This is a genomic window from Comamonas sp. 7D-2 (genome assembly GCF_022749555.1).
Classification (GTDB): domain Bacteria; phylum Pseudomonadota; class Gammaproteobacteria; order Burkholderiales; family Burkholderiaceae_C; genus Comamonas; species Comamonas thiooxydans.
Genome location: NZ_CP094238.1, coordinates 2,329,237 through 2,341,260 on the forward strand (window position 1 = coordinate 2,329,237; position 12,024 = coordinate 2,341,260).

At 62.8% G+C, this 12,024-nt stretch carries 13 protein-coding genes and 1 tRNA gene; 3 read left to right on the plus strand and 11 right to left on the minus strand.

All coding sequences use genetic code 11. The annotated features are described in order from the left end of the window. The first annotated feature begins 51 nt into the window (after window positions 1–51). From MPZ60_RS10775 to MPZ60_RS10785, 3 genes are all read left to right on the plus strand, one after another. Window positions 52–1,068 carry an alpha/beta fold hydrolase gene (locus MPZ60_RS10775; protein ID WP_187771873.1) on the plus strand — a complete coding sequence of 339 codons (1,017 nt, stop codon included), beginning with the start codon at window positions 52–54 and terminating at the stop codon, window positions 1,066–1,068. After that, the gene (locus MPZ60_RS10780; protein WP_242881742.1) at window positions 1,065–3,296 is read left to right on the plus strand and encodes a bifunctional (p)ppGpp synthetase/guanosine-3',5'-bis(diphosphate) 3'-pyrophosphohydrolase; all 2,232 of its coding nucleotides are present in this window, start codon (window positions 1,065–1,067) and stop codon (window positions 3,294–3,296) included. Before MPZ60_RS10775 ends, MPZ60_RS10780 begins: the two co-directional genes overlap by 4 nt. 106 nt (window positions 3,297–3,402) lie before the next feature. After that, window positions 3,403–3,479, plus strand: a tRNA-Val gene (locus MPZ60_RS10785). Between the two features lie 340 nt (window positions 3,480–3,819). On the opposite strand, the gene ccmI is transcribed toward MPZ60_RS10785, so the two are convergent. The 11 genes from ccmI to MPZ60_RS10840 are packed head-to-tail and all read right to left on the minus strand — an operon-like array spanning window position 3,820 to window position 12,016. After that, entirely contained in the window at window positions 3,820–5,091 is a 1,272-nt protein-coding gene (gene ccmI / locus MPZ60_RS10790; RefSeq protein WP_034351926.1) for a c-type cytochrome biogenesis protein CcmI, read from the minus strand. Then, the gene (locus MPZ60_RS10795) at window positions 5,088–5,561 is read right to left on the minus strand and encodes a cytochrome c-type biogenesis protein (RefSeq protein WP_034351928.1); all 474 of its coding nucleotides are present in this window, start codon (window positions 5,559–5,561) and stop codon (window positions 5,088–5,090) included. Before MPZ60_RS10795 ends, ccmI begins: the two co-directional genes overlap by 4 nt. Further along, a complete protein-coding gene (locus tag MPZ60_RS10800; protein WP_034351930.1) occupies window positions 5,558–6,076 on the minus strand; it encodes a DsbE family thiol:disulfide interchange protein in 519 nt (172 codons plus the stop codon). Before MPZ60_RS10800 ends, MPZ60_RS10795 begins: the two co-directional genes overlap by 4 nt. Next, entirely contained in the window at window positions 6,076–8,082 is a 2,007-nt protein-coding gene (locus MPZ60_RS10805) for a heme lyase CcmF/NrfE family subunit (protein WP_034351932.1), read from the minus strand. Before MPZ60_RS10805 ends, MPZ60_RS10800 begins: the two co-directional genes overlap by 1 nt. Continuing rightward, window positions 8,079–8,591 carry a cytochrome c maturation protein CcmE gene (ccmE, locus tag MPZ60_RS10810; RefSeq protein WP_034351934.1) on the minus strand — a complete coding sequence of 171 codons (513 nt, stop codon included), beginning with the start codon at window positions 8,589–8,591 and terminating at the stop codon, window positions 8,079–8,081. The genes MPZ60_RS10805 and ccmE overlap by 4 nt, the downstream gene beginning before the upstream one ends. Next, window positions 8,588–8,731: a heme exporter protein CcmD gene (gene ccmD / locus MPZ60_RS10815; RefSeq protein WP_012838106.1), complete on the minus strand. Its 144-nt coding sequence runs from the start codon at window positions 8,729–8,731 to the stop codon at window positions 8,588–8,590. The genes ccmE and ccmD overlap by 4 nt, the downstream gene beginning before the upstream one ends. Further along, window positions 8,731–9,492, minus strand: a complete 762-nt coding sequence (ccmC, locus tag MPZ60_RS10820; RefSeq protein ID WP_187771874.1) for a heme ABC transporter permease CcmC — start codon at window positions 9,490–9,492, stop codon at window positions 8,731–8,733. The genes ccmD and ccmC overlap by 1 nt, the downstream gene beginning before the upstream one ends. Window position 9,493: 1 nt before the next feature. Beyond that, on the minus strand, window positions 9,494–10,090 hold the full coding sequence (gene ccmB / locus MPZ60_RS10825) for a heme exporter protein CcmB (protein WP_045839152.1): 597 nt from the start codon (window positions 10,088–10,090) through the stop codon (window positions 9,494–9,496). A gap of 53 nt (window positions 10,091–10,143) precedes the next feature. Beyond that, entirely contained in the window at window positions 10,144–10,833 is a 690-nt protein-coding gene (gene ccmA / locus MPZ60_RS10830) for a heme ABC exporter ATP-binding protein CcmA (protein ID WP_080746066.1), read from the minus strand. 4 nt (window positions 10,834–10,837) lie between these two features. Next, window positions 10,838–11,485, minus strand: coding sequence for a cytochrome c3 family protein (locus tag MPZ60_RS10835; RefSeq protein WP_003070157.1), 648 nt, complete (start codon window positions 11,483–11,485; stop codon window positions 10,838–10,840). Window positions 11,486–11,509: 24 nt separating this feature from the next. Beyond that, window positions 11,510–12,016 (minus strand): nitrate reductase cytochrome c-type subunit, encoded by a 507-nt coding sequence (locus MPZ60_RS10840; protein ID WP_034351940.1) that lies wholly within the window; start codon window positions 12,014–12,016, stop codon window positions 11,510–11,512. Window positions 12,017–12,024 lie beyond the last annotated feature (8 nt).

The window sequence follows — 12,024 nt, forward strand, 5'->3', positions numbered from 1 at the left end:
TACGATGCGACGACAGCCATTATCGGCCCCGGTCTTGAAAACGCGTTCTCCATGAATCAACCTACGCTGAATTACGTATCGTGTCCCGGAGCCTCTGCAACGGCTCCCACCTGGGCCAGTGCTCAGCGCCGCCAACAGGTCGAGGCTCAGCCCGAGGGAACGCACCGCATGGCGTACTGGGAATGGAACCATACCGGCAATCCAAGACATCCTCATGTCATCGTCTGCGTGCACGGCCTCTCACGCCAGGGGCGAGACTTTGATGTGCTGGCCGCCGAGCTCAGCCGTTTTGCCCGCGTGATCTGCCCCGATGTGGTGGGGCGCGGCGAAAGCGACTGGCTGGCCGACCCCATGGGTTATCAGCTGCCGTTGTATGCGGCCGATATGTTGGCGCTGCTGGCCCAGTTGCATGCTCAGGCACCGATTGAAACCCTGGACTGGGTCGGTACCAGCATGGGTGGCTTGATCGGGATGGGTGTCGTGGGGCAGCCCGGTCTGCCGCTGCCGGTGCCTGTTCGGCGGCTGGTGCTCAACGACGTAGGGCCGGCGATTGAATGGGAGTCGCTGGAACGAATCGGCTCCTATGTCGGAAAAGGCTTGCAGTTTCCCAACTTTGAGAGCGCTGCTGCTGCCATGCGCTTGATTTCCGAGGGATTCGGCCCACATAGCGATGAGCAATGGAGCCGGCTCTCGCAAGCCATGATCAAGCCAGATGCTCAAGGAGGTGTGGTGCTGCATTACGACCCCCGTATTGCAGTGCCCATGGCCCAGATGACGCGCGAGACTGCTCAGGCCGGTGAGGCCTTGCTCTGGCAGCTTTACGACCAGATCAAGGCACAGGTATTGCTTATCAGAGGGGCCGAGTCCGATCTGCTTTCCAGCCGTACCGCCAAGGCCATGACCGAACGTGGCCCCAGGGCGCATTGCACGGAACTGCAGGGCGTGGGACATGCTCCAACGTTGGTCGTGCCGGGGCAAGTGGCGTTGATACAAAAGTTTTTACAAGGGGATAAGGGTTTGCCTGCGAACATCAGTCTTGCGCAGCAGGCCCAAGAGGAAGCTGCATGAAGACCAGCGATACCGTAACCACAGTCTCTGACGCCGCACCAAAGCTCACGGAGCCGACGCCGCATCTGATTACCGCCACATCCGAGGTTTTGCCCGATCAAGTCAATGCGCTGGTGCGCGCCCGTGCCTTTGCAGAACCTCTGATTGCCGGCGAAGTCATGGAGACCGGTGAAAACACCCTGACCCATGCCGACGCCGTTGCCGCCATCCTCAAGAAAATCGGTGGCTCGGAAACCATGCAGGCGGCCATTTATCTGGTACATGCCAGCGTGCACCTGAACAAGCCGCAGGAAGTGATTGCCAAGGCGTTTGGAGACAATTTTGCGACCCTGGCGGTCGAAACCATCAAACTCATCCGGGTGCAGCAGCAGGCGCGAGACGCCGAGCTGAGCAGCCAGCATGTCGATGGCGTGGCCACCCAGACCGAGAACGTGCGCAAGATGCTGCTGGGCTTTTCGCGCGATCTGCGCGTGGTGCTGCTGCGCCTGGCGTCGCGCCTGCAGACGCTGCGCTACTGCGCGGCTGAGAAGAGTCCGGTTTCACCCAGCATCGCGCGCGAAGCTCTCTATGTCTTTGCGCCGCTGGCCAACCGTCTGGGAATCTGGCAGATCAAATGGGAGCTCGAAGATCTGGCTTTCCGTTTTCTGGAGCCCGATACCTATCGCCAGATCGCGCGTCTGCTCGACGAAAAGCGGGTCGAGCGCGAAGCCTATATGGAGCAGATGCGTGCGCGGCTCGAGGCCGACTTGCGCGCCCACAGCATCAGCGCCTCCGTTCAGGGGCGTCCCAAGCACATATACAGCATCGTCAAGAAGATGCGCGGCAAGTCGCTGAGCTTTGACCAGCTGTTCGATATCCGTGCCATGCGCGTCATCGTGCCTACGGTCAAGGACTGCTATGCAGCCCTGTCCTGGGTGCATGAGCAATTCACACCGCTGGAAAAGGAGTTCGACGACTACATCGCCAAACCCAAGCCCAACGGTTATCAGTCTCTGCACACGGTGGTGCGCGATGAAACCGGCCGCACCATAGAGATCCAGATCCGCACCCAGGCCATGCACGACCATGCCGAGCATGGCGTGGCCGCGCACTGGGCTTACAAGGAAGCCGGCACCAAAGGCTATGCGGGCGTGTCTGCGTCCAGCGAATATGACGCCAAGATCGCCGTGCTGCGCCAGTTGCTGGCCTGGGGCAGCGACCTGACGGGCTCGGCCCAGCGTGGTCTGTTTGAAGATCGCATCTATGTGCTGACTCCCGATGCGGCCGTGATCGAGCTGCCGCAAGGGGCCACGCCGGTGGACTTCGCCTACTCGGTGCACACCAGCCTGGGCCATCGTTGCCGTGGTGCGCGTGTGGACGGGGCCATGGTGCCGCTGAACACCGCTCTGGAAAGCGGCCAGACGGTAGAGATCAACACGGCCAAGGAAGACCGCCCCTCCCGCGACTGGCTCAATGCCGAGCTGGGTTATCTGGTCAGCAACCGCGCCAAGGCCAAGGTGCGCGCCTGGTTCAATGCCCAGGCTACGCATGAAACCGTCTCGCGCGGGCGCGAGGCCGTTGAAAAGCTGCTGCAGCGCGAAGGCAAGACGGCGATCAAGCTTGAAGAGCTGGCGGCACAGCTGGGCTTCAAGTCTGCCGATGCACTGTTTGAAGTCGTGGGCAAGGACGAGTATTCACTGCGCAATATCGAAGTCGTGCTGCGTCCCAGTGAAGAAACGCCAGAGGAAGATGCATTCACGCCGGTGCGCAAGGCGCGTGGGCATGACTCGTCGCGAGGTGGAGTGCTGGTGGTGGGCGTCGATTCGCTCATGACCCAGCTCGCCAAATGCTGCAAGCCGGCTCCTCCGGACGAGATCGGCGGCTTTGTGACCCGTGGCAAGGGCGTGAGCGTTCACCGCTGCGATTGCTCGAATTTCCGCGAGATGATGGCCAAGAGCCCGGAGCGTGTCATCGAGGTCGACTGGGGCACCCCCAAGCATGTGGACAAGGGTGGACCGGTTTACCCTGTGGACGTTGCGGTGGAGGCGGCCGACCGTCAAGGCTTGCTGCGCGATATCTCGGACGTGTTTGCACGCGAGAAGACCAATGTCATCGGAGTGCAGACCCAGTCCGTCAAGGGGACGGCATGGATGACGTTCACGGTGGAAGTGGCAGATTCGGGTCGTCTCAACAAGGTACTTGGCATCGTCGCCAGTGTCTCCGGCGTTCGCTCGGCCAGAAGGCGCTGATGTAAGTCCCGATTGCGCACTGACAGTGCTCGATGACAAGAAAATGTTAGCTCTCAAAAAATGAGTGAAAAACCCGTGCTACAATTGCTTCATCGAACAGAACAACAGGCGCGTAGCTCAGCTGGTTAGAGCACCACCTTGACATGGTGGGGGTCGTTGGTTCGAGTCCAATCGCGCCTACCAAACGTGCAGACGAAACCAGAGTTTGCAACAGAAAATGCCCGCTAAAAAGCGGGCATTTTTGTTTTGTCGGTATGAAGCCAGCCGTTAGCGGAAAACGGCATTCAAACAGACATTTTGTCGCAGCTGTCGGTTGATTTCTGCCAGTGTCCAGATCGCGCATCCCGATCACCGTCCAGAGCGGAGTCGTGGTTCAGGATTGAGCCGCCCCTCGCAATATAGCGGCTCTTGACTCCGTATTCCGATTCGCTGTCACAGCACATGCATGACGGCGCAATGCCTGTACCAGAGATGCCAATAACGCACGTTGTCTGCCTGGCTGCTTGCAGTCCAGACACACTTGCTAGAAAGCCGGATTCAATTCCAGCAGCAAGTTCGAGGAGCCGGGAGTCACCGAGAGCGACTGGCTGTAGATATCTCCTGCTCGTGGCATGGCTTGGCCGTCCAGCGACAGCCGCGCCTGCAAACGTAGCTCCGGGAATGACGACAGCGAAACTGCAGGATCGAGCAGGTTCTCCGGTCCCAGCGTGAAATGTGTCGGCAGGGCGGTCGCAGGCAGGCGCAGCACTGCCACAGGCCGGGGGTGACCGTCGGCGCGAGCCACGACAAAGACTTGAGCCTTGGCCAACCGGGACAGTTCAGATGGATTGGCCTTGGAGGCTGCCCATCGCAATTCTCCGCTCAGGCGGCTCTTGGATGCGGCCGCAGTTTTGGCAGTGATGCTCGAGCTGTCTTCAGACGCCAAAGCCTCCAGCTTGAGCAGGTCGTCCTGCACGCGCAGCGCCATGTCCGATCCGGGCTCTAGCTGCGCCAGCAGGGCCCGCCAATGCTTGCCCGCCTCATCCAGCTGGCCATGGCGCACGGCGGCACTGCCGGCAAGGGCCAGCGCCTTGGGTTGGCTCGGCTGCAACTGCAGTGCCTGGGCGATGGCCTTGCCGGCCTCGCCATCCAGATCACCGCCCTGGGCCGATGCCAGCGCGTCGGCCAGATCGGCCCATAACCTCGCCTGGACTTCCTCATCCATCGCGCTACGCCGCGCCTCCTGCAAAGCCTGCCGGTATGCCTGGGCCGCAGCGTCAAATAGCTCCAGAGTCTCATAGGAGCGGGCCAGCATCACCCAGCCAGGCAGGTTCCGGGGTTGTTCCTCAAGACGCCGGGCCAGCCCATCCACCATGGCCTGCACTTGCGTATCGCCCGCGCCGTCTCCGTGCGCGTCGGGCTGCTCCTGCGCCAGCTGCGCCGCAGCCTTTGGGTCACCCACCTGCAGGTACAAAGCGAACGCGGCGACAGGGAGCAGCACCGCCAACAACAGCGCGCTGCTACGGCGCAGCCATGGACTTTGGCGCCAGGCGACTGATGCTCGGGGTCTGTCCAGTTCTCTGAGCAGACGCCGCTGCAGTTCTTCGACCGCTTGAGCGTGGTCGGTCTCGCTCAGGCGCCCCCCTGAGCGCTCCAGCTTCAGCTCGGTCAACTGGGCCTGGTAGAGGCGGCGCAGCGCTTCATCAGGATCGCTGGCGGGCGATGGGGCCTCGGCCAGCAGAGGCGGCAGCAGTACAGCCAGGCTCAGAAGCATCAGGGCGGTGGCACCCAGCCACAACCAGTGCATGGCGCTCATTGGCGTTCCTCCTTCGAGGTCGTGTCCAGCCATTGACGTGCACGGTCTCGTTGCTGCGCAGTGAGTGGCTCGTCCGGCATGCTCCTTTGGCGCAGTGTGCGCCGCAGCAGGACAAAGCCGCCCAGCGCGGCAAGGAACGGGCTGCTCCACAGCAACCAGGTCGATGGCTTCCAGGGCGGGTTGTAGCGCACAAAGGAGCCATAGCGCTGTTCGAAGAAGTTGATCACCTGCTCATTGCTATGGCCCTGCTCGAGCTGGTTGCGGATCTCGCGGCGCATGTCCTCGGCCATGGGGGCACGCGATTCGGCCACGGTCTGGTTCTGGCAGACGACACAGCGAAGCTGAGCGGCCAGCGCCATTTCACGATCCAGCAGTTCCTGGTCCCGAGCGGTCTGCCCGGCCTGGGCCAGCATTGCCATGCAGGCCAGCAAGGCCGCTGTGAAGGCAGCGCCGATACTTCGCGGTTTCATTGCAGACTCCTGATGACCGGCAGCAGCCGATCGCGCCATATCTCTGCGGTTACCGGGCCCACGTGGCGATAGCGCACGCGGCCCTGGCTGTCGATGACAAAGGTTTCCGGCACTCCCTGGATGCCGAAGTCCATGCCCACGCGGCCATCGCCGTCGATGGCTGAAGCTCGGTAGGGATTGCCCGCCACCCGCAGCAGCGCGCGAGCCTTGTCCGGCTGATCCTTGTAGTTCAGGCCGTAGACGGCAACAGCGTCGCGCTTCGAGAGTTCGGCCAATACGGGTAGCTCCTGCCGGCAGGGGGCGCACCATGAGGCCCAGACATTGAGCAACCAGGCCCGGCCTCGCAGGTCCTGCAGATGCAGGACTTGCTGCTGATCTTCGAGCAGAGGGCGGTCTATGGCCGGTGCGGGCTGTTCCAGCAGCGCCGAAGGCAGGGCCCGTGGGTCACGCTGCAGGCCAAGCCCGAGCATGATGGCCAGGCCTAAAAATATTGCCAGGGGCAGGACAAAGCGCATCAGACAGCTCCTTGCAGGGCCGGAGCGCCGGACTGGCGATGCGCTCGCTGCTTGGCTGTACGAAAGCGCCGGTCCATAAGGCTCAGGCCCGCGCCCAGCGCCATCATCAGTGTGCCTATCCAGACCCAGTCCATGAAAGGCTTGACCTGTAGGCGCACGGTCCAGCGCAGGCCTTGATCGTCCAGTGGATCGCCCAGGGCCACGAAAACGTCGCGTGTCCAGCCGCTGTCAATGGCGGCCTGGCTCAGCGCCATGCCCTGGGCGCGGTAAACCCGCTTCTCGGGAAACATGCTCCAGCTGTCCTGCCCCGCTCGACTGACAGTGAATTGGGCACGCTGCGCGTCATAGTTGGGGCCGGCTGTCGGACCAAGGCTGTCGAAGCGGAAGCGGTAGCCACCCGCCTCGGCAGTCTCACCCTGCGCCAGCGTGGTCTCGTGCCGGCTCTCCAGCCCGTCGGCCAGGCTTACCGCCAGCACGAACACGCCCGCACCGGCATGGGCCATCAGCATGCCCCACCAGCCCCAGGGCTGGCGCGACAGGCGCTGACCCAGATGGCCGATTTCCAGGCCTTGCCCCAGGCGCTGCCAGATATGGGCCAGTGTGCTGAGCAGGCACCACAGGCCCAGGGCCAGGCCCAGCAAGGTGGCCGGGGACAGGCGCACACCCATCCAGCCGCCTGCCAGTGCCAGCACTGCCGAGCAGGCAAGGCTCAGCACGAGGGCCACGCGAAGGCGCCGCCACAGCTCGCCAACCAGGCTGCTCTTCCAGCGCGCCACCGTGCCCACGCCCATCAGGGCCAGGGCCGGCAGCACCAAAGGCAAAAAGACGGCCTGGAAGTACGGCGGCCCCACGGAGATCTTCTCGCCGCTCAGCACATCGAGCGCCAGCGGGTACAGCGTGCCTATAAGCACCGCCAGCGCGGCAGCGGTGAAGAGCACGTTGTTGATCAGCAAAAAGGTTTCGCGCGAGAGCATGGCAAATTCCCCGGAGCCGCGGCCCAGCTCCGGTGCGCGCCAGGCGAACAGCCACAGCGATGCTCCCACCACAGCCACGATGAAGCACAGGATGAAGAGCCCCCGCCCTGGGTCCACGGCAAACGCATGAACCGAGGTAAGCACGCCTGAGCGCACGAGAAAGGTACCCAGCAGGCTCAGCGAAAATGCGCAGATGGCCAGCAGGGCCGACCAGCTGCGGAAGGCGCCGCGCTGGTCGGTCACGATCAGCGAATGCAGCAGGGCCGTACCCACCAGCCAGGGCATGAAAGAGGCGTTTTCCACCGGGTCCCAGAACCACCAGCCGCCCCAGCCCAGTACGTAATAGGCCCAGGCGCTGCCCAGCAGAATGCCCAGTGTGAGAAAGCCCCAGGCCGCCAGCGTCCAGGAACGCGACCAGCGCGCCCAGGCCGCACCCAGCTCGCCCGAGATCAGTGCCGCAAGTGCGAACGCAAAGGGCACGGCAAAGCCCACATAGCCCATGTACAGCAGCGGCGGATGCAGCACCATGCCGGGATCCTGCAGCAAGGGGTTGAGGTCCTTGCCTTGCGCAGCCGCCGGGATCAGGCGTGCAAACGGGTTGGAGAGAAACAGCAGGAACAGCAGCAGGCCCACGCTGATCCATCCCAGCACCGCGAGCACGCGCGCCACGAAGGCCGGCGGCAGGTCTCGGCTGCGCCAGGCCACCGCCAGGGTCCAGCCCGAGAGCATGAGCTGCCACAGCAGCATGGAGCCTTCATGACCACCCCAGAACGCTGCCAGCTTGTAGGCCATGGGCAGGTCGCTATGGGAATTGGCCGCCACATACAGCACCGAGAAGTCTCCGCGCCAGAAGCACCAGAACAGGCTGGCCGAAGACAGCACGCACAACGCGCATAGCAAAAAGGCTGCGGGCCGGGCCAGCCTTACCCAGCCCGCCAGTCCCCAGTGGGCACCGGCCAGCGGCAGCACCGCCAGCAGCACTGCCGTAACCAGGGCCAGTACCAGGGCGAACACGCCAAGTTCAGCGATCATGTGCGGCCTCCGCTGGAGACGGCATCGGCGCTGTCCTGGCCGGCTTCCCTGACGGTGGCGTCGTCGGCAGACTTCTCCGACGGCTTGCCGGCGGCGTTTTTCAATGCATGGGCCGCTTCGGGCGGCATGTAGTTCTCGTCGTGCTTGGCCAGCACCTCGGAGGCTTGGAAGGCACCGTCCGCCTGCATACGGCCCGATACCACCACACCTTTGCCCTCGCGGAACAGGTCGGGCAGCAATCCTCGATACTGCACAGGTACACTGCGCACTTCATCAGTCACGGCAAAGCGCAGCAGCATTCCGTCGCCGCTGCGCTGCAGTGAGCCAGGCTCCACAAGGCCTCCCAGGCGAAAGGCCGCACCATGCGGAACCTCACCTGCATGAACCTGGCTGGGGCTGTAGAAGAACATCACATTGGAGTTGAGCGCTCGCAGCACCAGCGTGACGGCTGCGGCCACCAGCGCAAGTCCTGCCAACACCCACAGCAGGCGACGCTGGCGCGGCTTCATGGGTTCTCCCTGGCTTCGAGTCCGGACGCGGCTTCAGCCTTCAGGCGACGGCTGCGCACAAAGATGCTGACCAGCTCGATACCCAGCGCCATCGCGCTCACACCGTAGGCCAGAGCAATGAAAAAAGCATGATCCTGCATTACAGACTCTCCTCGCGGGCTCGCTCCAGAATCAGGCAACGTGCCCGTACCAGGGCGACGGCCAGCGTATAGGCCCAGCAGGCCAGCGCCATCAGCAGCATGCCGGCCAGCATGGTGTGTGTCATGCTGGGAGCTGTATCCATGCGGATACTCGCACCCTGATGCAGGGTGCTCCACCACTGAACCGAGAAATAGATGATGGGAACATTGACCACGCCAGCAAGCAGCACGATGGCGCCAGCGCCATCGGCCCGACGCGAATCCTCTATGGCCGAGACCATGGCCATATAGCCCAGATACAGGAACAGCAGGATCAGCTCCGACGTCAGGCGCGCATCCCATACCCACCAGGCCCCCCAGGTAGGCTTGCCCCAGGCAGCCCCGGTCCATAAGGCGATGGCTGTGAACAAGGCTCCCGTGGGGGCCAGGGCCCTTGCCAGCAGGGGGGAGAGACGGGTGCCGTAAATCAACCCCAGGGCGGCATGGAGCGCTGCCACCAGATAGATGAACATGGACATCCAGGCGGCCGGCACATGCAAAAAGATGATGCGGTAGACCTCGCCCTGTTGGTGATCCGTAGGTGCCAGTCCAAATCCGACCCATAGACCCGCAGCAGCCAGCACGGCAGCCAGCACGGCCATCCAGGGCCAGACTCGACCCGCCCAGTGGTAAAAAATCGGGGGCGAGGTCAGTTGGCGCCATTTGTGGCCGCTGGCCCCTGCTGCAGGCGTTGGTGATGCATTGGAAGTAAGGGAATTCATATCACTCCAGCGCGAGGCGCAAGGCCGCTGCTATAGCCCAGGGGCCGGCCAGTAACGCCAGGCACAGGCAGGCCCCCAGCAGATTGAGAGCAGGCGCTGCGCTCAGCCCTTGCTGCGCCTGGGCCACGGCATGGCTGCCAAAGATCAGGATGGGCACGCTCAGCGGCAGCACCACCAGAGCCAGCAGCAACTGCCCCCGCACACCCAGTGTCAGTGCTGCGCCCAGAGCCGCCAGCAGGCACAGGCTGGGCGTTCCCAGGGCCAGCGATGCCAGCAGAATGCTGACCACCGTCCCATCCAGGCCGTACTGCCAGCCCAGCAAGGGAGCCACCAGCAACAATGGCAACACACCCAGCAACCAGTGCGTGGCCACCTTGAGGCCCACCAGCAGCGAAAGGGGCGCAGGCGCCAGCAACCATTGCTCCAGCGACCCGTCGGCCATGTCGCTCTCGAACAGCCGGTGCTGCCCCAGCAGCACGGCCAGCAAGGCCGCGACCCACACAATGCCCGGCGCAATCTGCCTCAGCAGGGGGGCGTCCGGCCCCAAAGCCAAGGGGAAAAGACTGCCCACCAGCACGAAAAAGAACAGCCCGCCCAAGGCATCGGAAGGCCTTCGAGCGGCCAATTTCAACTCTCTTGCGCACACAGCTCTCAGCAAACAGCCACCTGCTCATTCATTGCCGTCGTGACCACGGAGCGGGATAAGTCCAGTATCGACACCCGGGGCGTCGGCAGCACCAGGTTGCGGTGCGAAGCCACCACGGCCATTCCTCCTGAGGCCAGATGCTGCTCCAGTGCCTCGACCAGATATTGTTCGCCCTGGACATCCAGACAGTTGTCGGGTTCGTCCAGCAACCAAAACGGACGCTCGCCCAGCAAAACACGGGCCAGCCCCAGTCGCCGACGCTGACCCTGGGACAGTCGGCCAAAAGGCCGTGCGACGACTCCCGTCAACGACAAGGCCTGCAAAACGGCTTGCACGCGTGCTTCATTCCAGCTCACAGCCATCAGAGCCAGCGCAAAGCGCAGATTCTCCATCCCTGTCAAGGTGTCGCTCATTCCTGCCTGATGTCCCATATAGGCCAGTTGCCGCTGGTAGGCTGGATCCTGAGGGGACAGCGTACCGCCGCACCACTGGAGGCTTCCAGTACGCCATGGCAGAAGGCCGGCCAGACAACGCAGCAGGCTGCTCTTGCCCGCGCCGTTATGACCTCTGAGCATCAGGAGTTGACCGTCACCGAGTTCCAAGCCCAGATCGCGCAGCACCACTCGGCCGCCGCGTACACAACCCAGGCCGGATATACAAAGAAATCTGGAAGCAGCCGTGCCCAAGCCATTCATCCCGCTACTGCACCGACGCAACCGAAGCCTCAGCTGGCCCAGGTACTTTCTGACCTGGCGTGTCGCTGGGGCCCTGTCCGGGAGGAATGTGAGGCAGCTTGTGGGCAATGCCCTTGTGGCAGTCGATACAGGTTTTTTCCTTGCTGGCCAAATAGGTGCTGTGCATGTTCTGTGCACGCAAACTCTGCCGCGTCATATCCATGGAGTCGTAGTTATGGCAGTTGCGGCACTCCAGAGAATCATTGGCCTTGAAGCGAGCCCACTCGTGCTGCGCCAACTCCAGCCGCTTGGCTTCGAATTTTTCAGGCGTGTCGATTGTTCCGAAGATCTTGCCCCACACTTCCTTGGAGGCCTGCATCTTGCGAGCGATCTTGTCAGTCCAGTCGTGCGGCACATGACAGTTGGAGCACACGGCACGTACGCCCGAGCGGTTGGTGTAGTGGATCGTGCTCTTGAGTTCTGCAAACACGTTGTCCCGCATCTCGTGACAACCCGTGCAGAATTTCTCCGTATTGGTCAGCTCCATGGCGGTATTGAACGCGCCCCAGAAGAGGATGCCGCCGATGAAACCGCCGATGGTCAGAAAGCCCAGGCTGAAATGTACGCTGGGGCGGCGGATCACCGCCCAGTAGCGCTTGAGAAGTGTCAACATAGATGAGCCTCGTGCGCCGCAGCGTCAGTTTTTCTTGGATGTCTTGCCCGACTGGGACTGCAGGGCCTTCAGGATCACGGTATCCACATCTTCGAAGGTGTTGCTGACCAGAGGGCGGACGGCATCCTGAGCCACATGGCATTGCTGGCAGAAATAGCGTCGCGTGGACACCTGCCCCAACATGCGCCCGTCGCGGTCCATATAGTGCGTGACCGATACCGGCACTGCCTGCGAGATCTCGGCCTTGGTTCGCGAATGGCAGTCCATGCATTTGTTGAAGTTCTTGTCCACCTGGTAGCCGTCAACGCGATGGGGGATCGTGGGCGGTTGCCAGGTGTAGTTGCGCGTGCGGCGCACGTCATCATTGACGGCATTGCCAAGCACTGGCGGCTTGGTTGCCTGCATGATGGGCGTGGGGCCACGCGCCGAGTCATAGAAGGTCTCCGCGATGGCGGCTGGCGTCCAGGCCATACCTATATTGAGCATGAGCAGCATGCCCACAAGCCGGACGAGTTTGCGGAAGAAGTTCATGGTCAACC